This is a genomic window from Clostridium drakei, from assembly GCF_000633595.2.
Classification (GTDB): Bacteria; Bacillota; Clostridia; order Clostridiales; family Clostridiaceae; genus Clostridium_AM; species Clostridium_AM drakei.
This window is the reverse complement of record NZ_JIBU02000012.1, coordinates 146,675-171,347: the sequence shown is the minus strand read 5'-3', so window position 1 is coordinate 171,347 and position 24,673 is coordinate 146,675. Positions and strand designations below refer to the sequence as shown.

The window sequence follows — 24,673 nt, the reverse complement described above, 5'->3', positions numbered from 1 at the left end:
AATGCTGCCATCATATAAACATGTTAACAAGTAAAACTGTAACTAAAAGTGAAACAAAAATATATGATACATATACTTGTATCTTTCCAAAATGAATTTTGGTAACACGTAATGATATATAATAAACAACCTTAACTACTGATCCATAAATGTATTTTTCTATGTTATCTAGTACCTTGTCCTTTAATAATATTGAATAACCATTTTTCACTTCTTTCTCATATCCAACTATTTTTCCAAAGATTCTTGTTGATGGCTGGCTTAGTCCATTTGCACTATACTGCATATTAGACTTTACATTATTAAAGCCGCATCCCCAAGTTTCTTTTATTACTGTAGCTTTTTTGTTATTTAATACTTTTGATATTAAAGCTAAAATAGCTGTTATAATTACAAAAATACAGGATACGATTATTATTTCATTATTTATTTCACTATTTATCAAAGGTAAATTTGTATTTAAAATTGAATTTGAAACCTTTGATATTAAATTAATTATAAAAGGTGAAAATACTCCTGAAATTATACATAGTAAAGCTAAAATTCCAAGCCCAATATTCATTGATAGTGGAATTTTATGTGCATTTATTGCTTTTTCACTTCTCGGTGCTCCAAGATAAGTTATTCCAAAGCTCTTAACAGATGCATATAATGTAACTCCACTAGTTAGTGCTATAATAAGTCCGCTACCTATAATGATTAAAGCAGTCCATGTACCTTTAATTGAAGCAGTTCCAATTATAAAGCACTTAAATATTAAAATTTCACTGGCAAAACCATTTAAAGGAGGAATTGCTGAAATAGCTGCAGTACCAATAAAAGCACATATGGCTGCAAATTTCATTTTCTTATAAAGCCCCCCTAGCTCGTTCATATTCTTTGTTCCTGTAGAATATAAAACACTACCTGCACTAGCAAAAAGCAGACTTTTAAAAATAGCATGATTGAATATATGAAATAAAGCTGCAATTAAAGTTAGATTGGCAAATGAATTTAAATTCAAATTGTAAAATACTAAAGAAAGTCCTAAAGTTGAAATTATTATTCCTATATTTTCAGCACTGGAATAAGCAAGCAGTTTTTTAATATCCTTTTGAACTAATGCATTCAATACTGAAAAAATTGCAGTTACTGCTCCTAAAAGTACTAATAAAAGAGCTGCTTTTAAAGGAAGTACTTTAATAAATGTAAAAGTTACTCTTATTAATCCGTAAATAGCAACCTTAAGCATAACCCCTGACATAAGAGCTGAAGCATTGGAGGTCGCACTAGGATGAGCTTTTGGCAGCCATCCGTGAAGTGGTAGAAGTCCTGCTTTTGCACCAAAACCTAAAATAGCAAAAGTGAAAATTATATATTTTTGATTTATTGTAAAGCTATTTGATAACTGATAAAACTTATCAAAGCTTATGCTGCCTGTATATTTATATAAAAATGCAAACATAATCATTAGGAATAACCCACTAATATGTGTCATTATAAAATACATTATTCCTGACCTTATATTTTCCTTATTTTTATACTCATAAACAACAAGAAAAAATGATACAGCACTCATAACTTCCCAAAATACAATAAAAGTAATGCTATCTCGTGCTAGTACTACACATAACATTGATGCTGCAAATAAGAGCATTAACATAAAATTATATTTAACTGAATACTTACCTTTATATTCTGCAGTATAACCTATTGAATATATAAAAATAGGTGCAAAAACTACAAAAATTATAATTGCAAAAAATATAGAAATTGGATCATTCATAACACCATTACAAAAAAATGTTGGTAACAAAATACTTTTCACTCCTTTTCTTATTATAATTAGCACTCGAATATTAAAATAACTATGTACTTTTTTATTTTTTGTATTAGAATTTAATTATGTCAAATTTTTAATATAGTTAGTATTCGAATATTAGAATGCGACACGAAATCTATCATATCACTTTATTGTCGAAAATACAATATATTTGACTTTTACTTAATACTACATCTTGTAAAAGTAAAAACTTAAAATGTTTAACTTGTACTATGGAGGGCTTCACATTGAAAAATAGAAAATCACTTGATATACATACATTCTATAATTTATCCAGGTATTGCTTTTTAAATATAGAATATAATTATAGTTCTGTTGTAGAACAAACTGGAATAACACTGCCTCAACTAAGAATTTTATGGATATTAAAAGCCTTTCCTGGAATATCCCTAGGAAAGATTGCAACTATAGGCTATTGGACATGTCCTACAGTAACTAATATTTTAAAAATTCTAGTTGACAAAAAATTAGTTATAAAAGAAGATTCAGTAAATAAAAAGGTTTATAAATTAAATGTTACTGAAGAAGGGGAAAAATATATTAATATAAATAAGCAAAATAAATCTAAGAATTTTCATCTCTTTGATTTAATGAATTTGTTTTCTGAAGAAGAACTAGATTATATTGTAGAATTTTATAAAGATATAGTTATTAAAGCTGGTAAAGATTATGTTTTCCAATATGTAGACAAAATTAATTCACTAAGTTTAAAAGTGGATTACACTGATTTTTCCGAAAATGACACTAAAAAATTAAAAAAACTTGTGTTTTTTTATAACACTTTAAGAATATTTATTTTACATATGGAACATGATCATAGGCTCTTATTAAAAAATTTAAATTTAACCTACCCTCAATTAAGAGCCTTATGGATAATTGAAGCTTTTCCTGGAGTTACGTCTAGAGCATTAAGTTCTCTAGCCTTCTGGTCTCCTTCAACCGCAAGTTTAATTGTAAAAAATTTATATACTAAAGACCTTATTTATAAAGAAAAAGCAGCAGTAAAAAACTCTCTTTATCTTTTCATAAATTCTAAGGGAGAACAAACCTTAATAGAAGATTTTAAACTAAATAATCATAGACTAATTATTAATGATTATTTGAAAGATACAGAAGAAAAAACTTTAAACACAATAAATAATTGCTTATATTTGATTAATAAAAAACTTAAAAATGATATGGTAGAAACCTACATTGAAAAGATTCACGAAATATTAGAAAGCTACCATGATAAATTTAGATAACTTAGAAGAAAAACTGCTGACAAAACATTTTTGTCAGCAGTTTTTCTTAATACAGAAATTTTTCGAACTAAATAATTTTACTTAATCTATCTTTTAGCTCTACTTCCTTATCAATTAGCCATCCTTCTTCCTCGCAAGTATCTCCCCATTGAACTATATCATTTATTTCATCTTTAGTTAACTCAACAGATATTTTATCAATAACTTTTAAATTTTCCTCATAATATCCATTATACATTTTTAAAGCATTAGTTTCTCCTTTTAGCCCTAATGAGTATATAGGTATTCCTTTTGCATCTTTATGATGTGCCACAACATAAAGCCTTACTCCATGATTCTTTTTATCGGCTTCTGAGTCAATATGTTTTACTTCAACTAAAGTCCCCAATGATATATTATATTTATCCATGATTTTCCTCATCCCCTCTTAGTTATAACTTCTACATAAAAACTCGATCTCCTTTATTTTTTAAAAAGTAACTAAAATGCCTATAATAATCTTAAAGATATAAATACTACTTATGAGCTAAAACTACATTTTCTACCCAATTAAAAATACGCTCATTAGATATATGTTTAGCTCCAACCTGACAGTGTGCTTCTGCACCTTCTTCTGAAGTAAACATCATATATTCCTTTGGGCAAGTAAGCAAATCATAAAGTTGTTTTGCTTGTTCTGGAAACATATTCTCATTTTCCCCATCTACAATAAGAGTAGGACATTTAATTTTATCGCATATATCTTGCAGCCAATAATTTTCACATTGTATCATAAATTCAGCAGGACTTTTCACACCAAAAACATACATTCCATGTGTTAACGCCCACATCATTTCAGTATTAGTTTCCATAATTTTTCTTAATTCAATATTGGTATCCTTAAAATTGTCACGAATTTGTTTGAAGAATTCTCCTCTTTTCATACCCTTAGGTCTTCTAAACCCCATAAAGTCAAAAACTCCAGTATTAGCAATGCAAGCTGCTAGTCTGTTTTCAAAAGCTGCTGCTCTAGGAGCTAAATAACCACCAAAACTTTCACCTAAAAGTAAAATAGTATTTGAATCAACTTCTTTTCTTGAAACAAGGTAATCTACAACTGGTGTTATTACATTTCCATAGTCTAGTCTAAATACAAGGTTTTGTTTACGTATGACCTCACCTTGTCCAGGTCCCTCAATTGCAATGCAATTTATTCCTCGCTTTACTGCAGCCATACCTAAACCATACATTTCCTCTTTTGTACCATCAAATCCAGTCATTGCAATCAATGTTGCTCTAGGCATATTTCCAACAACCTTATAAAAATGTCCGGGTAAGCTAGTTCCTTCATAAGGTATTCTTACAGGTTCAATAACAGGCTTATTAAATTTCATCACAAAAGAAAAGCATTCTAAATTCTTGTCATAAAGTTTTAGACTTCTTTTAGCTTCTAAATTTTTATCCAAATAAAACTCTGCTGTTCTATAATAATTTGAAGCACGTAAGTAAGCTTCTTCAGCACTAACCATATTTCCATCTAAATAACACTTTTTTGCAAATTTCTCTATTCTTTCTGCAGTTTTAGCCCATTCTAAACACCAGCTTTCAAAATTTCCATCCTCTATTTTGTCCACTGTATTTAATACCTCTCCTATGTCTGCTGCTCCCCATGCAGCTTCTCCTAAAAGTCTCAATGCTTGAAATGAAAATTGACTATCTTTAAAAAATTTTTTCATAACTAACCCTCCTATTTCTTTTTTAAATACCATTTAGAAAAGAAAATACTAAATATTAAAAGAAAGGAATCTAATATATTGCCGCAAACAGTACTTATTGCATAGTATGAGCTCATAGATACTATATTTAAAAGTATAATTTTTAAAACAGCTTCAGTTATATTTAAAATCCCCCATGAAGTAGTAAGTATTTTCCAATTAGTCTTGTATTTTGGTCTCTCTTTAAATTCTTTTGAAGCATTTTTTAAAAAACTTTGTTCTGCTACTATTTGAATTAATGATCTTTCAAAAAACAATGAACCAAGTAGAACTACAGCAATTAATGTATTTTGAGCTATAGGAGATATAAAATAAAATGTTGGATTTTTTGAAATAATAGTACCTATTAATCCAATTCCAGAAAAAACTGCTGCCATTGATGCAAGTGCATTAATTTGATGCTCGTTAATGAAATTAATAAAAACCACGCCTATACTCCATACTCCAGATAAAATTACTCCTTTAAGAGTCATTCCCATTTTATCAAAAACTGAGAATATTATAATAGGAATAATAGCACTTACAATAAAATCTCTATTAAATACTTTGCTTAATATTGAGTTATTTCTAACTGACTTTTCCATAATTATTTTCTCCTTATATCTCCAAATTTTTGTTAAATAATTACCTACTCCTATACTCTACCTTTTTCAAAGCATTATAAAAAGCTATCTTTTCTTGTATAAATTTAACTAAAACTCACTTGATTTGCATTTTTCACATAAGCTTCAGGATCAATAACATCCTTATCAAGTACAGCTTGAGTTTCTGATTTTATATATCCATAATTCGCCACTTCTTTCCCTGCACTTTTTAGTGCTGAAAAAAATTCAGCATACATCTTTTTTAACATATCGTTACTATTAACAGCGCCAAGTATTCCTCCTTGTGCACATAAAATAGTACCTAATAAATTCCCTTTTGTCATAACTTTAAATGTTTCAACTAAACCTGAAAAATTATATTGTCCAGGGAAACCACAATTCGAAATCAATACACTCTTAGCAGGTGATTTTCCAAAACGCTTAGGATGTGTATAGTTCTCACCTTTTTTAACAATTTCTCTATTATTTAATGGCAGCATACGATCCATAAAATCTTTCATTATCCCTGTTACAGTAAAATAGTATAATGGAGTAGCATAAACTATTATGTCAGCTTCTAATACTTTTCCAAGCAATTCTTCCATATCATCCTTATGAATGCACTTTCCTGGAGTTTTTGTCCAACAAGTAAAACATCCACTGCAGTGCTCTATATTTTTGTCTTTAAGGTATACTATTTCTGTTTTCGCACCAGCTTCCTCACACCCTTTAAGAAATGGCTTTAAAATGACCTCTGTATTTCCTTTTTCTCCTCTTGGACTTCCATTTACAGCTAAAATTTTCATATAAAAACATCTCCTTTTACTTTACAAATCTTTTATATTTTCTAAACTTTCTCTAGTCTCATCACACCATTTTAATTTCGATTCACAATCATATATTCCAAAATTGATGGTACTAATCCATAATACTAAATTCTTTTTATCCAATTTAGATGAATTCAACATATCTTTAATTTTAAAATATAATTTAAGTTCCTCTTCGCAATCTTCCCTCATCTTTTCAATCTTTTCAATGACATTTCTAACAGGTATATCCTTTGAACAAAATATTTTAAGTAAAAATTCTGATCTAACAGGTTGCTGCTCAACAGGAAGAATGAGCCACTGTTCTAATTCCTTCTTACCCTTTTCTGTAATGGAATATATATTCTTTGATGGTCTTCCTTCTGTTTGTTCAACTTTTTTAGTTATTAATTCTTCTTCCTCCATCTTTTTTAGTACAGGATATATATGTCCATAATTTTCATTCCAAAAATGTCCTATAGATGAATCGCAAAATTTTTTAATATCATATCCTGAACCTGAACTTAAAGTAAGTACTCCTAAAAGAGCATATTTAGTTTTATTTATTTTTGCCAAATTAATTTCCCCTCCAAATTTATATTTATATATTATCGTTTTATATATCACTTTGATATATATGATTATATCAGAGTGATATATAAAGTCAATATATTTTTATCAATAAAATAATTTTTATTTTATTAATTGAATTCATTATGCAAACTAAGAAGAACCTCTTAGAATTTATACCTAATCTTTTAAATTAGATATAAATTCTAAGAGGTTCTTCTTAAAAATCTATAAACTATCGATGTATTTTCTTAACTTATTTTATTCTTCTTGCAGTTTCATATCACTAATTTTATTATATGCATACAAATTAACAATGAAGAAAAGTATACATAAAACAACTAAGTTAAAATGATTTGTAACTATAGATTTAAAAACTAAAGTACAATTTAGAATATTATTTAGAACATAAATTAAATTACGATTTTTGTACAAGAAGTTTGTATATACCATACTAGAACTCTCCTTTGATAACTAAGATTCACTACACCATATAATAACACATTTTAGGCTAATAAAAATGAATAATCTTTTAATAAAATTTTATGGTTTTGAAAACAAAATAAATCTTATTATCTAATCTTCTTTATCTCCATCTATAACTACATCTATTTTCCCTGTTTCTGAATCCATAATTAATCCATGTACTCTAATATCTTTAGGAACTAAAGGGTGATTTTTTATCATTTTAACACTTTCTTTTATAGATTCTTCCACTGATTCAAAACCATGAAGCCACTCTTCAACATGAACACCTGCATTGTTCAATATATCTATAGTATCTTCCATTATCCCTCTATTTATCATTTTATTAATAAGACTTTTAGTATCTAAATTACTCATTCCACAGCCAGAATGTCCTACTATAAAGACATCTTCTGCCCCAAACTCATATATTGCAACCATTATACTCCTAGCAACACCACCAAAAGGATGAATAACTGTTGCTCCTGCATCTTTTATTATTTTAGCATCACCATTTTTTATATTCATAGCCCTTGGTAATAACTCTGTCAATCTAGTATCCATGCAAGATAATACAACCATTTTCTTTTTTGGAATTTTGCTAACTACATATGGTTCATATTCATTATTACTTACAAAATTCTCATTGTACTTTAATATTTCTTCTAATCTGCTCATTTTTTACCCCCAAATAATTTACATATAGATATATATTTTAGATTATATTAAATATATTATACTACGAAAATTTCTTTTATCAATATTTATATATCTTTAAATGAGAAAATTTAAATAGAATAAGTTTTCAATAAAAATCATAATTTATTATCTGTAATACATCTTCATCCATTCATCTTTAAGTATTCCATAAACAATGTGACTAACATAATGATCATATAGCCATTCTGACTCTCGTAAAGTTCCTTCATTTTTAAAACCCAGCTTTTCTGGAATGTGTCTACTTTTAAAATTTTCTTCAGCACACCTAATTTCCACTCTATTTAATCCAAGCTCTTTTATAGCATAATCTACCAAAACCTTGCAAGCTCTTATCATAATACCATTTTTTTGAAATTCTTCTCCAATCCAATAACCAATGCTTGTAGATTTATTTGACCAATCAATATTGTGATATCCAATTATGCCTGCCATTCTTCCCTTATACCATACTCCACATCGAAATCCATCATTACCTACATATTGTTCTTTAGAAATTTTTATAGATTTTGCCACATCTCCAAAAGTCTTAATTCCATCTACCCAAGGCAACCATTGTTTAAGATAAGATCGATTTCTCTGTATTAGTGCAAATTGTTCTTCTATATGACAATTATCTAACAATTTTAGTTCTATATCACCATCAATTACATACTTAAACAAATAAACTCACTTCTCACTTTCATATTTTATTTTGAATATTCATCAACCCAATTAATTATATCATTAACAACATAATCAGGCACATTAGCAGCTTTTCCATACCCTTCAGTTGATTTAGAGTTTGTTTCTATAAAAAAGTGGTTTAATTTATCATAAGATTTGTAATTTACATTTTGCTTATTTTTCAATATATTTTTCCACTTATCTAGGTTAGAAACATCCACTTGATAATCCATTTTTCCTTGAAGAATAAGAAGAGGTTCTTTTATACTTACAGCATCATTTACTTGAGTTGAATTCTTAACACTTAACCAATAATATGGGTAAGCACCAAAAATCGGTGTATTTTCAGGTAAATTTCCTGGAAAGTTTTTATCTTTTACTGTACTATATACACTTTCTATTCCCTTTAACTGATTTTCATTCATCTCTCCTATTGAATTTAAATATTTGCTTTGTTCTAAAAGAGTGTCAAGGAAATCTACAGGTCCAGCCATCATTATACCTCCAGCTGCTCCATTATCACCACAATCTTTTACTATTGTTGATGTAAGCATTGCTCCTAAACTGTGTCCTAAAACAAAAACTTTATTCGAATCAATGCCTTCAGTTTTCTTTAATAAGTTTACAGCATCCACTGCATCATTTACTGTTTCTTTATTTAAATCAATTTTTGTATCTACTAAACTTAATGTTCCATAACAATTTGCTCTTTTATCATATCGTAATACTGCAATCCCCTTCGAAGCAAGCCCTGCTGATATATCCCTAAACACTTTTGTATCTCCAGAAGTTTCATCCATATCACCAGCACCACTGCCATGAACAAGTACTACTGCTGGAAATGGACCATTTCCTTTAGGCATACTTAATACTGCTGGCAATTTGTATTTTTCATCACCTATAGTTACTTTTTTTTCAGTAAAGTTATCCATATTTGCATAACTTGGCAGTTTATACTTACTATCAACTGGAGTATTTTCAAATACTAAATCGTATATTTGTCCATCATTATCATATTTTATTTTTACATCAACAGTGGTAGAACTTCCTTCAACTTTATAAGTTAGTGTAATTACATTTCCAAGTGGTGCTTCTTCTTGCTTTACATCTATTGGTTTTGTGTCAACTCCCTTAAAGCTTACACTTGAAAGATAATTTTTCATTATTCCTTCTCCATAACCTGTTTTTAAATCACTACTTAATTGTTTTAAAGCTTCATCAATATTCTTATTTGATAAATTACTTACAAAACTTTCAGCTTTAACTTTTAAATCTTTGGATGAATTTGTATCCCCACCAAAGCTCAAAGCATTTTGTACACTTTTTGAAACTGAACCCTCTCCCCCAAGTATTATGACATTTTTAAACTTTCTATTTTTTATATATTCTTTAACACTGCTAATATTATTTCCATCGGTTATTACTATAGGTGCTTTAAGTTTAGCTGAAAGAGCAGTTCCAGAAAGTGCATCCGGGAAAGCTTCTCCACTGGCAATTATTACATTATCTAAATTCTCATCAAAATATTTGCATATATTCATAGAGGTTTCATATCTATCTTTACCTTGTATTCTTGCTACATCCTTTGATATTTGTTTTAATTTATCCTCTATTCCACTACTTATTGAACTGCTTCCTCCTATAACATATATTTTAGAAGGTTTAATTTCCTTTATTTTTTCTTCTGTCTTACTTGGTAAATTATTAAATGGAGTTATAAAAATAGGATATCCCTTATATGCCGCTATACTAGATATACTCAAAGCATCTGGAAAATTATCACCATTTGCTATAACTATTGGTGTACCTTCCCTTACATTAGCCTGATTCACTATTTTTATATTAGTTTCATATCTATCATTTCCACCTAATCTTATTATTTTATTAAACCCTTTTCCTTTAAAATATTTGTCAAATCCACTATTTACAGAAGCTTCCCCTCCTAAAATATATATAGTACCATCTTTCTTTAAATGATTTTCAATATAACTTATAGTTTTACTGCTATTTTGTATATTATCTCCTACAAGCATTACAGGAGAACCCCAAAATCCTTGAATGCAACTGCTTGAAAGTGCATCTGCAAATCCATTACCACTAGTAACAATAACACTGTTCAATTGTCCACCTTCATAATAACTAGCTATATTAGCAGAAGTCTCATATCTATCATTACCACTGAGTCTCTTTACACTAATATTTTCATCTGCATAAACTGAAGAAGATATACAAGTACATGCTGCAATAGCCAAAATTAAACCTAATCTAAAATTTCTATTTAACATATTACTCCCCTTTTCCATTAATACATTTATTATATTTGTTATACATCTATTATAACAAATACTTTATGAAAAGCAACATTTTATGGATTTTTATACAAAAACATTTGCTGCTTCACATAAATAATATTAACCAATAATTTGTAAATATTATATTAAGTCTTCTAAATATTCTTCGATATTGAAAATATATACAGTATATAGGAGGGGGTTATTATGGATTCAATTATAATAAATAAATCAATAACTTATGAAACTAATGCTAGAGAACATAAAAATTCATTTAGCAATGATAAAAATGAAAATTCCCACAATAATACTATCGTTCAAAACACGGATGATTCACACATATCTAGTGATGCCATGGTTAGTTATAAATTTTTAAACCGTATTGAGAGTTCTGTAAAAAATATTACTGAATCTCCTTTCATAGAAAAATATAATTCTGAATATGAGAATATAAAAAAAGAAATTAACTCTGGTATTTATGGCAAGAATATAAATAATTATATAGACCTACTTGATAATGCATTTAAAGGTGCATTAAATCATGCTTCTAACATTTTACTTAAATCCTCTACTAAATCTGATAGTATAAAGCTATCTTCCTCAGCTTTAACTAAATGTCAAAAACAATATGAAACAGCTACCAGCCTTGTTTGGATATTCAGAGTAGAACATAAAAAAGTTTTAAAAGAAATAGAAGAATATAAAAAGAAAAAAAACCATGAGAAAGTAGCTTCATTAACTCAACTCAGCAATACTTATAAACATGTGATAAACAATATTTCTTGTAATATAAACTTCATACAAGAAAACATTAACAAATCCTTTGAAAAAGACTCGTATAAATTAGAAGATTGCGACAAATTAACTGAACTTCAAGGAGATCAATACTCTTCAACTTAATTTGAAATTTATACAAAATAATAAAATCTATTTTTAAAATAAAAGCATTGCATTTTCTATAAATTTTCTATAAACTTTAGATAATGAATAAGAGTCTTTATGATCATAATTCATGTAAAAAGCTTATTAAAGGAGTATGCTATGAAAGCAAAACAAGTCTTGGAAATTTCTCTTTGTGCAGGTCAAATGCTTTTAAGCAGCGGTGCAGAATCCTATAGAGTTGAAGAAACAATTGAAAGAATATGTAATGCATATAATCTAAAATGTGAATGTATGGTTACTGCTAAAGGAGTATTTATTTCTATAATAGATCTTAATGATGAAAAAGTAACTTCATTAAAAAAAATCAGAACAAGAAATGTTGATTTGTATAGAATAGAATTAATTAATTCTTTTTCAAGAGACATTCAACATGACCCTGTTTCCTATGAAAAAGCTAAACAAATACTAAAAGATATAGAACAAGCTCCATACTTCAGTTTTCCAATAAGACTATTTGCTGCTAGTATGACTTCATTTATTTATTCACTATTTTTTAATGGTACTATATGTGATTCAATAATTTCTGTAATTATAAGTATAGTTATTTATTTTATACTAGAAAAAATATCTGGAATTGTTTTTTTACAATTTTTTCTTTCAGGTTTTATTATAGGTATTGCCAGTATAATCGCTCAAAACTTAATACCTCTTGTAAACAAAGGTAATGTAATAACTGGATCAATAATGATACTATTACCAGGAGTTCCTCTAACTAATGGCATAAAAGATATTATATCTGGTGACTTTGAATCAGGCATAACTAAATTTGGTGAAGCAATGCTTATTATAACTGCAGTAGGAGCAGGCATCGGTTCAGCATTAACTATTGGGATGGGTATAAGACTATGATAAAACAAATATTATTAGCATTTTTAGGAAGCATATTTCCTGTTATTCTTTTTAACATCGATAGAAAAAAAATAATATGGACTGGATTTTGTGGTGCTATTGGCTGGACTGCATATCTTGTAGTTTATAAGTATACCTCTAGTCCTGTTTCTGCATCATTTGTAGGTGCATTTTTTGTAGGTATATATAGTGAATTGATGGCAAGAATACTTAAAACACCTGCTGTACAATTTTCAATACCAGGAATATTTCCACTAGTACCTGGTATTACGGCTTATACTACCATAAATAGTATTGTAGAGCAAAAGTACTCATTAGCATACTCTAAAGGTATGCAAACTATTGCTGTCGGCGGAGCAATTGCATTTGGAATAATGCTTTCTACAACAGCTTTTCGTTTTATTTCAAAATTAACAAAACAAAAAGTTAAGTAAATAATTTAGTATGTTAAAGCCTTCAGTATTAATAAATTACACTGAAGGCTAAAAATACTAATTGGGAAGTTCATCTAAAGTTTTAAATTCATATCCTTTACTCTTCCATTCTTTGATCAAACTATCTAAAATACTAGCATTAGTTTTAGACATAGCATGAAGTAAGCAAATCATACCATTGCGTGTATTCTTCAAAAGAAGTGCTTTAGATTTTTCGGGATCAGGTTGCTTATTTGCATCATAATCTTGATGTGCAAGAGCAAAAAATATAGATTTATAGCCAAGCTTTTGAGTATAATAAAGAGACAATTCACTAAAAGTACCTTCCGGTGGTCTGAAATATTTTGACATCTTACATCCAGGAATACTATTTACTACAGACTCTACTCCAGTAATTTCATCATCAAAAGCTTTTTCATTTTTAAATGTAGGCATAGATTTATGGTGTACAGAGTGATTTCCTATTATATGTCCTTCAGCCTTAATTCTCTTTAATAAACTAGCATTTGGAACTCCTTTAAAGCTACCAGTTGCAAATGGCTTAGTTACAAAGAAAGCCGCATGTACATTATTCTTCTTTAATGTATCTAAAATACTAGATGTATAACCATTTTCATAACCTTCATCGAAAGTAAGATAAATAATTTTTTTTGAATTATCTCCAAAAGCATATCCCTTATATTTTGATAATAGTGGTGCATTATCTCTTGGTGAATACATCCATGACCAGGATATAGCTTTAGTACTAAGTGATGAAACATCTGATAACACTAAAGGAGTAAAATATTTTTCTTTAATTTCAGATTTATCAGTTTCTTTTTGTTTATTTTCAGAACTTTTATTAGTAGAATTATTATTTTTATCATTCATGGTAGTTTCATTTTTGTTCTCCGTATTTTTTGATGCATTTTTATTTACTGTTCCACATCCTGAAAAAAATAAAACTAAAGCCATACATAAGGCTAAGTTCTTTTTAATCAATTTTATCCCTCCAAATATCTGTCATATTACAGCATTTTAAAGCTTTTCATTGTACTCCATATGTAAATTTAATTTTTAAATTAATTAATAAAAATGCTATTACAACTATTATAACAGAAAATTACAATATATTTCCAAAAACTTTTAAATTTCAATCTTCTATAAAAAATTTCTTAAAATTTGTCTTAAATTTAATTTCTTAATTTTAAATATATCTAAGAAAAAAATAACCATAGTACCAAATATCTATTCTTAATAATACATATAAATAATTAAGAGGTGCTTGATACACCTCATTTTTATTAATGAATTTTCCTCACACTTTTCTTAATGTAATTACAAATAGTCTTTGGGCATTCCAAAGTATTTTATATTATTATATTGTGGATAGACAGATTCAAATCTAACTATTATTGGTGATTTTTTTAGAACTGGATGTATTTCAAAAAATTTTCTATCGCCATAACAAATTGCTTCTAAAGCTAATGGTAATTCTCTTACAAAGATTTTATACCTTAAAGCAGCTTTATTCTTGTTGTTTTCACCTCCAACATAACAAAATACATTTAGAACATACTGATTGTTTACAAATTTCCATTCTGCTAATACTTCATCCCTTTGAGCTGTTATGTTTTCATAAGCATATGTTAACCCTATTACTAAAAAAAGTTCTGCTGTTTTATCCGAATGCGTTAATGTATATCTCCTTAGTATAATTGGACCTACACTATTAACTCCATCCTTAAACTTTACAAAAAGCTTTTCTGGATTTAATTTTTTCAAAATTATCATTCCTTATAATAGCTCTCTTTACTATAATATTAAATTAATCTTTAACTGTGCAAATTGAATAATTTAAATATACATTATATAATGTGTTCAAAGCACAAGACACAAAACTATAAGTTTATAAATAGGAGACGTATTATGGACAAGAATAATCTTTATTTTCATATTCATTATTGTAATCACAGAGAAACATATGAGGATTGGAAACGGAAACATAAGAAAAAGATTGCTAGAAAAATCAAGCACCATGAACTCTTACTTGTAACTGGTGGTAAAGGTTACATATCAACTGAAAACAAAGAATTCTTTGCAGAGAAAGGAATGTTATTTTATTTAAAACCTGATATTTTTCATTCAATAGAACCAAATTTAAGTGAACCACTTACTTTTTTATCAGTTCATTTTAGCTTTATTTGTGTAAATTTTTGTAATGATAAATGGAATTTATCTAATGAAATTGAATATTTAAAATTTCCTATAATGCAGAAGTTTAAAAATTACTATCCTCTTTTCCATATATTTAAAAAACTTGTTGAAACATGGAGTACAAAGTTACCTGATTACGAATTTTCCTGCAAAATAATTCTTGAAGAGCTTTTGTTAGAAATATATGATAATTTAAAAAGACAGGATACAAATTATTCATCAACTATTAAAGTAGAAAAAATTATAAAATACTTACATGAAAATATAAATAAATCCATTACATTAAAAGAATTATCAGATCTTGTTTCTCTTTCTCCTAGCTATCTTTCAAGGACATTTAAAGATACAACAGGATATTCAATAATTGAATTTTTTAATAGGATGAAAATAGATAAGGCTGAAGCACTGATTATAGTTGGTGACAAAAAAATCAAAGAAATTTCTGAGCTTATAGGTTTTAAGGATGAATTTTACTTTAGTCGACTGTTTAAAAAAATCAAAGGTATAAGCCCTAAAGAATTTTACAACAAAAATGTCCATGAATATTAAAATATTTCATGTAATTAAGCCTTCTTTAAGCTTATAATTAAAATATAATTGTTAATTGCGAAAGAAGGTTGACACTATTGAAAATTTGGAAAAAGAATCTAATTGTATGTTGGTTTGGATCATTTGTAACTGCTTTAGGATTGAGCCAAATAGCACCTATAATGCCGCTTTACATTAAGCAGCTAGGTATTCACAATATTTCTGCTGTTGAACAAATATCTGGAATTGCTTTTGGAATTACTTTTATAGTTTTAGCAATATTCTCACCAATTTGGGGATATGCAGCTGATAAAATTGGTAGAAAACCTATGCTTTTACGTGCAAGTTTCGGTATGTGTATTGTAATTTCAACTATGGGGTTTGCACAAAATGTATATCAGCTTATTGCCTTAAGAATGCTCCAGGGAATTGTAGCAGGTTACAGTACAGCTTGTATGACATTAGTTGCAACTCAAACTGATAAAGAACATTCCGGTTGGGCATTAGGTGTACTGTCCACAGCTTCTATTTCAGGTTCACTACTTGGTCCGCTTATTGGAGGATATCTAGATGAAATTTTAGGATTACAGTTCACTTTTTTCTTTACTGGTGCTCTTATGTTAGTTGCTTTTATCCTAACTTTACTATTTGTAAAAGAAGATTTTGCAGCATCTGATAAAAAAGTACTCAGTACAAAAGAGGTTTGGCATAAGCTGCCTGATTCTCATTTAATTATTGTTCTATTTGCTACTTCTTTTATTTTGCAGCTTGCATTTTTTTCTATAGAACCAATAGTAACAATATATATATCTGAGTTATCCCATAATTCAGCTCATATTGCCTTAATTTCTGGAATGGCTTTTTCTGCTTCAGGTGTTGCCAGCATTATTTCAGCCCCAAGACTTGGGAAGTTATCAGATAAAGTTGGTCCTCAAAAAGTTATGCTTGCATCACTTATTATAGCTGGTTTAATATTTATCCCTCAAGCTTTTGTAAAAAACTCCTGGGAATTAATAACATTAAGATTCGCATTAGGTTTTGTAACAGCAGGTCTAGCACCATCAATTAACACCTTATTAAAGAAAATAACACCAGACGTTCTTACTGGAAGAATGTATGGTTTTAATATGAGTGCATTTTATTTAGGAACCTTTTCTGGTTCTTTACTTGGTGGACAAATAGCTTCACATTTTGGTATAAAATATGTATTTTTTATTACTAGCACATTACTTATTTTAAATGCCATACTGGTTTATAACAAAATATGTAAGAAATTGAATTCGAGTACTGCTCCTTTATTAAAAGGACATATGGTTTAAAAGCCATTAATCGCATAAAAGAAAACTAAATCAAAATCACTATCTATTTTATTGAATTCCAATAAATTTTGATAGTGATTTTTACTATATTAACGATTACTATTTACTTACCGGCAATGGATACATCAAATAGTTCTAATGCCTTTGGTCCTTCAAATTCATTATCTTTTTGTATTTCCTTTGAAAGATACATATTACTGTGAAAATCCTTCATATTTCCAGATACAGAACCTCCAGTTATAGGAGTAGTTTTTGTTCCATCAAAGTACCATCCAAGTCTTATTTCTCCTCCAAAATCTCCAGTAAGCTTATCTATTTGAAAATCAGAGAATTCAACAAGCTCCATATAAGGTTCATTTTTCATTTCTTTATAAGCTCTGCTTCCTCCATCTACTGTGAAATTATTAATAATTCCTGTAGGTTCTACTCCTAAATAAAAGCTGTGTCTAAAATCCCCATGATAATTTTTAAGTAAACCTTTATCAAATATTTGAACCTTTGATAAAGCAATCCCATCTTCATCAAAAGGAACTGAGTAAGATGAGTTTTCTAATGCTGGATCCAGCGTTATACTTAACAAATCCCCTTTTACATCATCACCTTGTATATTTTCATTTAGCCTAGCTATAGACATATGGTTGTAAACTGCTTCTACATTTCCTTGATACACATAATAAGAAAGAAGTTCTTTAACAGCTGATCCTGTAAATATAACCTTATATTTTCCCACCTTTGGCATATCTTTTGCCAAAGCTCTCTGCTGTGAAACAAATAGCATTTCATTTACAGAAGACACAATTTGTTTTTCATCAAAATTTGAAAACCCTATGGATTTATACAGTTCTATTTCTTCTTCTTCTCTCCAATTAGTTATAAATTCAATAGTTCCTTTGTAATTTTCAAAACTAACATCTACTCCATTTGAATTTATAATTCTCTTATATACTTTTTCCAAGAAAAGTTCTGATGAATTTATATTTCCTCTTTCTTTATTGTCAGCTTCATAAAGCTTTTCTGTTAATTTTTCCATCCAATAAGAAAGTGTATTGCCTTTAAAGCTGCTTTCTTTATTCTTTTCATTTCCTTTTATAACTTTTTTAGGAAGATCATAATATTGATTTTTAGCAAAACTAGCAGCAAAGGCTGCATCTTCTAAAGACTTTTTAATTTCTTCATCATTCATGGTAGGATGAATATTTACTATAGAAGATCCTTTATATTTTATTTTATTTTCTTCAAAATCCTTATAAACTGTAACTTTAAAATGGTGAACATCTTTACTTCTATTCATATCTAAATCTTTCTTTATGAAAAATAATTCTTCTGAATTTACCTTTGTTTCAACTATTTTATATCCATCAACATCCAAAGTTTCTAATATACTTTTTATTCTGTTTATCATTTTATCCAAGCCTCACTTTCGCTTTAATATATGGGCCTCCAGAAGACACTTTTACAAATTCCTTATATCCCTTGCCACAAGCACCAGAACCACAAAGCTCTACTTTATCTGAAACCATGGATATAGATTTCAAAAGATTAGGCACATATCCTGTTAAAACTACTGGAGATACAATATTCCCTGTTAACTTTCCATTTTTTATTTCAAGACCATAATTCACCATACATTGTATTCCCCAATTCTTAGGATCTTCCATACCACTCATTGGACAATCTAATAAATATCCAAATTCTATTGAAGCTATCATATCCTCAAGCTTACTAGATCCAGCGGCAAAATAAGTATTGGTCATTCTTGAATAAGCTTTTCTTTCAAAAGACTGCCTTTTACCATTTCCTGTTGGAGTAGTATTTAACTCCAAAGCTGAAAGTGTATCTGATATACCTTTCTTAAGTATTCCTCTATCTATAACTACAGTATCTGTTCCTAAAACCCCTTCATCATCAAATAAATATGAAGAAACATCTACAGCTGAAGAAGCTCCATCATGCATAGTTACAAGTGGAGATGCTATTTCCTTGTCCATATATTCAGCTGCTTTAGCTCTATTTTTCACAAACATGTCCATTTCTACACCATGACCAAAAGCCTCATGTGCAATTATTCCTGAAACATCTGGAGAACATATGCATTCATATTCTCCAGGAGTAACTGGCTTTGAATCTAGAAGTTTTATAGAAATATCTACTGTTTCATCTACCTTTTCTGAAATTTCCTCTAAAAGTTCAGAAGCTTTAAGTCCAGAAAAAGGACTATATGAATATTTAGTCTTATTTTCTCGTCTTACAATACTAAATATTGATCCTTCACTCCATATGTAACTTTGAGCTAAATCCTTATTATTAGAAATAAAAATCTTTGATACATGAACTTGCTGGTATCTAACTCTTAAATCTATTAAAAGATCACTTAAAGAAAAAGCCTTATCCTTTATACTTATCATTTTTTCTATTATTTCTTTATCACTTATTTGTTCTGGGAGCACTTTAACTTCTCCTATAAAGGTTTTTTCTATTTTTTCTTCATTTATCAAATCATAAGCATTTATGTCCACTTTATTTTTTAAGGATTCAATTTGTCCTTTTATTTTTTTCCTTATGTTTTCTGCTATGCTTTCAATTTCATTTTCATTTATCTCATTAAAAGAAATTTCAGAATAACTAATTCCATTATAAACCTTTACTACAAAACCTCTTTCACTCCAAAATGAATCTTGAATGGAAATTCCTGTCCTTTGAACTAAATATAATTTTCCACAAACATCACTACCTAAAACTGATACATATTTGAAATCCTTAGATAAGTTTTTTATAAGTTTTTTTATACTTGGTTTTGTGTTATTTAAAAAATTGGACATTTTAACCTTCATATAAATTCCTCCTCACTTTCATCCATTCTATATTTTACCATTACAAATAATAAAAATATAGCACTACTTGTACCAAATAACAAGTAATGCTTACAAAATTAAAACTATTATTTTATACTACCTTAGTCATTTCTCTAAAAATCTTGGTTTTAGTTGCTTTTAAATACAATACAGCCTCTAACACTGCACCACCAATACTTCTAGCTTTATCAGAAATTGTATAACAATTCTGCTTTTCTTCAATTCTAGGATCAATATCTGCTATTTTAAGCCCTTTAGAAATTTTACTTCCATTTCTTATTATTCCTCTTAATACTCCATCAATAGTAGCTTTAACTTCTATTCCGTTCACATAAGCTATAACTTCTCCAGCTTTAACTATATCTGCAATTTCCTTTACATTTTCAATAATACCACCAGCCGGACTGTGTAGCACTCTTTCCTTTGCATAACCAGCTATTTTTCCAGGTACCCCAGTATTATTCATAGCCATACCGCTAAATATTAATCTTCCTAAATTATGACCTCTCATAGTCTCTACAACTATGTCAACATCTTTTCCAGCTTCAAATCCAGGACCAACTGCTATAGTCATAGGCGCCATGTTCATACTTGTTCCTAAATTCTTCTTTGCTATTATTGAATCTATAACAATTTGAGGTTCTATTATATCTATATATTTGCCTTCTGGATCTATAATAACAGGTACAATTCCTTCAGACCAAACCTTCTTAATTTCATATATATTTTTTACAAGTACAGATTTTATACCTTCTACAATCGCATAACCATCAAATATAGCCTCACTAAAACACACTTTTCTTCTAATGGAAGTAGGCTTTTCTACTTCTGCTATTAAAACCTTGAATCCACTTCTATATAATTTTTGAACTATACCAGAGGCAATATCTCCTCCACCTCTTATTATAACAATATCTTCAATCATACTTTAACCCCTTGTAATTTTCTCATATTCCTGCCAGGTATCTATATCTACCATAGCATATTCATTTCTAACATCTACAGTTATTACATTGTTAGCGTGATTATTAATAACGTTCTTCCCGCCATTATCTCCTTGAAGCAATTTAAGTTCATCTATAAACCTTCTTGGAAATATTACAGGACTCCCTTTTCTATTTTCATGGATAGGAACAACTATACAATTATTATTTTTTTCAAATACATCCATTAGAAGCTTTATAGTATCAACATCCAGCAAAGGCTGATCTGATGTAAAAAACATATATCCATCAGCTTCTTTTGATACACTTATTCCAAGTTTTATGGATTCACTCTGCCCTTTAAATGCATTGCTATTTTTTACAACCTTAATACCCTTTTTTATACCTATATTCAATACTTCTTCATCTTTAGCCACAAGGATTTTGCTGTAAAAATCACAAGCCATGACTTTTTCTATAATGTGTTCAACCATAGCTTTATCTTTATACGGCAGTAGCAATTTATTTTTACCCATTCTATTTCCAGAACCAGATGCCATAATAATAGCACTAATCATTTTTATCACCCTTAACCATCCTATTGGTTTATATAAATATTTTTATTTTGTAAGCCTAAGTTACCAATTGGCATTGCTTATTTTTTAAGCTTCCAATTATAATTTTATCTACATAGTTATAATTGTTTTCTAAAATATTAGCTGCTAACCTTTTTGCTAAAATAAGCTCATTTTTCCCATCTACCTTATTTATAAATAAAACTTTCTCTCCTATAGCATCTTTAAACAAACCTTTATTATGAAATACTAAAGAAGTTAACTGCTTTTCAGTTATAATTTCATTTTCTTTTGAATTAGTTATACTCTCAAATTCACATAATCTATGAATATTTTCAGTATTTACTTTTTTACCTAAGGCATCTATGCTTAAAATGCCTATAGTTTTATGAGTATCTTTGCTTATTACAGGTTCATCATCTTTCCATCCCTTAATGGACTTTCTCTTAGAACCATCTGCTTCTACTAAAACATAGTCAAAATATGGTAACTGAGCTTTTAAAAGCTCAGTATTCAATCCAATTATTTTATTTTCTTCATTCAAATGACTTCCATACAAATATACACCATTAACTTTTTCACAATTATACTTATTAAAGTTACTTTCATTTATAGTAACAAAATCATAGTATTTTTTATGAGGCATATAAATTTTTGTAGTAGTAGTTACAAGTACTTTATTTTCACCTCTTAATTCTTCTGCTAAAGAATACATGAAAGTAGTTTTTCCTCCAGCACCTACAATGGATATTACGTCACTTTTTTTTAAGTTTAATAAATCCCTTAAATTCATATTGCACCTCCTAAATAGTTAAGAACTAATAGTTAAAAGTGAATAGTTATACGAATTTATTTATTCTCTTTCTCCTGCATTGCCATAAACACTTTTTCTGGTGTCATTGGGAGAGATGTCATTCTAACTCCTACAGCATTATAAACTGCATGTGCAATTGCTGGTGATGGAGTATTTACAACAACTTCTCCTATAGATTTTGCTCCAAAAGGACCTGTTGGCTCATAGCTTTCTTCAAAATCCACTATTATACTTCCTACATCTTTTCTACAAGGAATTTTATACTGCATAAATGTATTTGTTTCAAGTCTTCCCTTTGAGTTAAATTTAATATCCTCATATAATGCCATTCCTATTCCTTGAGCAATTCCACCTTCTACTTGAAGTCTTGCTAAATTTGGATTAATGATAGTTCCACTATCAGCTACTGCTACATAGTTTATTACATCCACTTTTCCTGTTTCCTTGTCTACTTCTACTTCTGCAAAGCCTGCCATAAATGGTGGAGGTGATACCTCACTTCCATAAGTAGCGTTACCAACTAATTGAGGCTTTCCTGTGCCTAAAACCGTAAGTTCAGCTAATTTTTCTAAACTCATAGTTTTCTCTCCATCAACAGCTTTTATATTTTCTCCATCAAATTCTACATCTTCAGGGGACAATTCAAGTAATTTAGCTCCTGCTTCAACAATCTGTTTTCTAAGTGATTCTGCTGCTTTCACTACAGCCATTCCTGTAACATAAGTTGTACTTGAAGCATAAGAACCTGGATCATAAGGAGAAATATCCGTATCTGCTGCATTTACTATAATTTTTTTCATTGATGTTTCTAAAATCTCAGCAGCCATTTGTGATAATATTGTATCACTTCCTGTTCCCATATCTGTAGAACCTATAAGAAGTGTATAATTTCCATCATCATTTAACCTTACTTCTGCAGATGCAGTATCTATACATGCAATTCCTGATCCCTGCATGGTTACTGCCATACCAAGAGCTCTTACTTTAGTCTCACTTATTTCTCTTCTTGGATATTTTTCATTCCAGCCTATTAACTCTTTACCTTTTTTTATACATCTATGAAGAGCTGAACTTCCTAAAATCTTTCCTTCAAAAGCAAGAGAAGTTTCTCCTTCTTTAATTAAATTTTTCAGTCTAATTTCTGTTGGATCCATATTTAACTTTTCCGCTAATTTGTTAACTGTTGATTCAACAGCAAAAGCTCCTTGGGTTGCTCCATATCCTCTAAATGCTCCTGCTGGAGTTTTATTTGTATAAACTACATCTCCCATAAATCTAACAGCTTTTGTCTTGTTATATAAAGGAAGTGTTTTTTGTCCTACAAGTCCAAATACTGTAGAAGCATGCTCACCATAAGCTCCTGTATCTGATAAACACTGTATATCTATTGCTCTTATATATCCTTCTTTGTCTGCACCTAATCTAACCCTTGTTCTCATAGCATGACGGCTAGTTGTACATTCAAAAGTTTCTTTTCTATCATATATTATCATAGATGGTTTACCTGTTTTAATAGTTACTATTGCAGAAAAAATTTCTACTGCAACAGTTTGTTTACCTCCAAAACCGCCGCCTATTCTTGGTTTAATTACTCTTATTTTACTTGATGGTATGTTAAGAGCTCTAGCTAATTTTCTTCTAACATGGAATGGAATTTGTGTTGAACTTATAACTACAAGTCTTCCTGCATGATCAATATAATTGAAAGAACGATAAGTTTCCATCATGCAATGAGCTTGTGCTTGATTATAATAAGTATCTTCTACTATAACATCACACTTTTCAAGTTCACTTTCTACATTTCCATATTCCATATTTTGTCTAGAAACAATATTTTTTTCCCTCTGCATACCAATGTCAAAATTACAATGAAGATCCTCTTCATGAACTGTTGATTCATGTTCTTCTGCTTTTTCAAAATCCAGAACAGGCTCAAAAACTTCATATTCAACTTTTATCAACTTTATAGCCTTTAAAGCTGTCCTTTCGTCTACAGCAGCTACAATTGCAACTTCATCTCCTACATATCTAACAACTTCATCCAATATTAAACGATCATAAGGTGAAGGTTCTGGATAAGATTGTCCAGCTAATGTAAATCTCACATTTGGGACATCTTTATAGGTTAAAACACATTCGACACCATCTATTTTTTCTGCTTTTGATGTATCTATAGATTTTATTCTTGCAAAAGCATGTGGGCTTCTTAGTATTTTTATTACTAAAGCATCTTTTACCGCTAAATCTTCCGTATAAACAGGTTTACCTGTTGCAATAGCCATTCCATCTATCTTTGAAATACCTTTACCAACTATTCTCATG

General features: G+C 29.0%; 23 protein-coding genes. 6 read left to right on the top strand and 17 right to left on the bottom strand.

Annotation, left to right across the window (positions count from 1 at the left end; all coding sequences use genetic code 11):
* Positions 1 to 10: 10 nt before the first annotated feature.
* Positions 11 to 1,795, bottom strand: a complete 1,785-nt coding sequence (locus tag EG57_RS0206480; protein WP_032076434.1) for a proton-conducting transporter transmembrane domain-containing protein — start codon at positions 1,793 to 1,795, stop codon at positions 11 to 13.
* A 254-nt stretch (positions 1,796 to 2,049) separates the two neighbouring features.
* Here EG57_RS0206480 and EG57_RS0206475 point away from each other — a divergent pair, with 254 nt between their 5' ends.
* Positions 2,050 to 3,066, top strand: a complete 1,017-nt coding sequence (locus EG57_RS0206475; protein ID WP_032076433.1) for a MarR family transcriptional regulator — start codon at positions 2,050 to 2,052, stop codon at positions 3,064 to 3,066.
* Between the two features lie 67 nt (positions 3,067 to 3,133).
* On the opposite strand, the gene EG57_RS0206470 is transcribed toward EG57_RS0206475, so the two are convergent.
* From EG57_RS0206470 to EG57_RS0206430, 8 genes are all read right to left on the bottom strand, one after another.
* Positions 3,134 to 3,475, bottom strand: a complete 342-nt coding sequence (locus tag EG57_RS0206470; RefSeq protein WP_032076432.1) for a hypothetical protein — start codon at positions 3,473 to 3,475, stop codon at positions 3,134 to 3,136.
* A 106-nt stretch (positions 3,476 to 3,581) separates the two neighbouring features.
* Positions 3,582 to 4,781 (bottom strand): alpha/beta hydrolase family protein, encoded by a 1,200-nt coding sequence (locus tag EG57_RS0206465; RefSeq protein WP_032076431.1) that lies wholly within the window; start codon positions 4,779 to 4,781, stop codon positions 3,582 to 3,584.
* 11 nt (positions 4,782 to 4,792) lie between these two features.
* A complete protein-coding gene (locus EG57_RS0206460; protein WP_032076430.1) occupies positions 4,793 to 5,404 on the bottom strand; it encodes a VC0807 family protein in 612 nt (203 codons plus the stop codon).
* 104 nt (positions 5,405 to 5,508) lie between these two features.
* Positions 5,509 to 6,210, bottom strand: a complete 702-nt coding sequence (locus tag EG57_RS0206455; protein ID WP_032076429.1) for a flavodoxin family protein — start codon at positions 6,208 to 6,210, stop codon at positions 5,509 to 5,511.
* 21 nt (positions 6,211 to 6,231) lie between these two features.
* Positions 6,232 to 6,786 (bottom strand): PadR family transcriptional regulator, encoded by a 555-nt coding sequence (locus tag EG57_RS0206450; RefSeq protein ID WP_032076428.1) that lies wholly within the window; start codon positions 6,784 to 6,786, stop codon positions 6,232 to 6,234.
* Between the two features lie 570 nt (positions 6,787 to 7,356).
* Positions 7,357 to 7,923, bottom strand: a complete 567-nt coding sequence (locus EG57_RS0206440; protein WP_032076427.1) for a beta-class carbonic anhydrase — start codon at positions 7,921 to 7,923, stop codon at positions 7,357 to 7,359.
* A 147-nt stretch (positions 7,924 to 8,070) separates the two neighbouring features.
* A complete protein-coding gene (locus tag EG57_RS0206435) occupies positions 8,071 to 8,625 on the bottom strand; it encodes a GNAT family N-acetyltransferase (protein ID WP_032076426.1) in 555 nt (184 codons plus the stop codon).
* Positions 8,626 to 8,651: 26 nt separating this feature from the next.
* Positions 8,652 to 10,913, bottom strand: a complete 2,262-nt coding sequence (locus tag EG57_RS0206430; protein WP_032076425.1) for an alpha/beta fold hydrolase — start codon at positions 10,911 to 10,913, stop codon at positions 8,652 to 8,654.
* 213 nt (positions 10,914 to 11,126) lie between these two features.
* On the opposite strand from EG57_RS0206430, the gene EG57_RS0206425 reads away from it, so the two are divergent.
* The 3 genes from EG57_RS0206425 (at position 11,127) to EG57_RS0206415 (ending at position 13,144) form a co-directional block, all read left to right on the top strand.
* Entirely contained in the window at positions 11,127 to 11,819 is a 693-nt protein-coding gene (locus tag EG57_RS0206425; RefSeq protein ID WP_032076424.1) for a hypothetical protein, read from the top strand.
* Between the two features lie 141 nt (positions 11,820 to 11,960).
* Positions 11,961 to 12,710, top strand: a complete 750-nt coding sequence (locus tag EG57_RS0206420) for a threonine/serine exporter family protein (protein WP_029159326.1) — start codon at positions 11,961 to 11,963, stop codon at positions 12,708 to 12,710.
* The gene (locus tag EG57_RS0206415) at positions 12,707 to 13,144 is read left to right on the top strand and encodes a threonine/serine exporter family protein (protein WP_032076423.1); all 438 of its coding nucleotides are present in this window, start codon (positions 12,707 to 12,709) and stop codon (positions 13,142 to 13,144) included. The genes EG57_RS0206420 and EG57_RS0206415 overlap by 4 nt, the downstream gene beginning before the upstream one ends.
* A gap of 57 nt (positions 13,145 to 13,201) precedes the next feature.
* Here EG57_RS0206415 and EG57_RS0206410 read toward each other — a convergent pair whose 3' ends face one another.
* Positions 13,202 to 14,125 carry a polysaccharide deacetylase family protein gene (locus EG57_RS0206410; protein ID WP_032076422.1) on the bottom strand — a complete coding sequence of 308 codons (924 nt, stop codon included), beginning with the start codon at positions 14,123 to 14,125 and terminating at the stop codon, positions 13,202 to 13,204.
* A gap of 336 nt (positions 14,126 to 14,461) precedes the next feature.
* Positions 14,462 to 14,908 carry a staygreen family protein gene (locus EG57_RS0206405; RefSeq protein ID WP_029159319.1) on the bottom strand — a complete coding sequence of 149 codons (447 nt, stop codon included), beginning with the start codon at positions 14,906 to 14,908 and terminating at the stop codon, positions 14,462 to 14,464.
* A 144-nt stretch (positions 14,909 to 15,052) separates the two neighbouring features.
* On the opposite strand from EG57_RS0206405, the gene EG57_RS0206400 reads away from it, so the two are divergent.
* Together EG57_RS0206400 and EG57_RS0206395 are read left to right on the top strand one after the other, a co-directional pair.
* Positions 15,053 to 15,889: an AraC family transcriptional regulator gene (locus EG57_RS0206400; RefSeq protein ID WP_032076421.1), complete on the top strand. Its 837-nt coding sequence runs from the start codon at positions 15,053 to 15,055 to the stop codon at positions 15,887 to 15,889.
* Positions 15,890 to 15,966: 77 nt separating this feature from the next.
* Positions 15,967 to 17,187, top strand: coding sequence for a multidrug efflux MFS transporter (locus EG57_RS0206395; RefSeq protein ID WP_032076420.1), 1,221 nt, complete (start codon positions 15,967 to 15,969; stop codon positions 17,185 to 17,187).
* A 103-nt stretch (positions 17,188 to 17,290) separates the two neighbouring features.
* On the opposite strand, the gene EG57_RS0206390 is transcribed toward EG57_RS0206395, so the two are convergent.
* The 6 genes from EG57_RS0206390 to EG57_RS0206365 all read right to left on the bottom strand — a co-directional run bounded on the left by EG57_RS0206390 (position 17,291) and on the right by EG57_RS0206365 (position 24,672).
* Positions 17,291 to 18,589: a metallopeptidase TldD-related protein gene (locus EG57_RS0206390; RefSeq protein ID WP_032076570.1), complete on the bottom strand. Its 1,299-nt coding sequence runs from the start codon at positions 18,587 to 18,589 to the stop codon at positions 17,291 to 17,293.
* 1 nt (position 18,590) lies between these two features.
* A complete protein-coding gene (locus EG57_RS0206385; RefSeq protein ID WP_032076419.1) occupies positions 18,591 to 20,018 on the bottom strand; it encodes a TldD/PmbA family protein in 1,428 nt (475 codons plus the stop codon).
* 112 nt (positions 20,019 to 20,130) lie between these two features.
* The gene (gene yqeB, locus EG57_RS0206380) at positions 20,131 to 20,964 is read right to left on the bottom strand and encodes a selenium-dependent molybdenum cofactor biosynthesis protein YqeB (protein WP_052037755.1); all 834 of its coding nucleotides are present in this window, start codon (positions 20,962 to 20,964) and stop codon (positions 20,131 to 20,133) included.
* Between the two features lie 3 nt (positions 20,965 to 20,967).
* A complete protein-coding gene (mocA, locus tag EG57_RS0206375) occupies positions 20,968 to 21,540 on the bottom strand; it encodes a molybdenum cofactor cytidylyltransferase (protein WP_032076568.1) in 573 nt (190 codons plus the stop codon).
* A gap of 55 nt (positions 21,541 to 21,595) precedes the next feature.
* The gene (gene yqeC / locus EG57_RS0206370; protein ID WP_032076418.1) at positions 21,596 to 22,330 is read right to left on the bottom strand and encodes a selenium cofactor biosynthesis protein YqeC; all 735 of its coding nucleotides are present in this window, start codon (positions 22,328 to 22,330) and stop codon (positions 21,596 to 21,598) included.
* A gap of 56 nt (positions 22,331 to 22,386) precedes the next feature.
* Positions 22,387 to 24,672, bottom strand: coding sequence for a xanthine dehydrogenase family protein molybdopterin-binding subunit (locus EG57_RS0206365; RefSeq protein WP_032076417.1), 2,286 nt, complete (start codon positions 24,670 to 24,672; stop codon positions 22,387 to 22,389).
* Position 24,673: the final 1 nt, after the last annotated feature.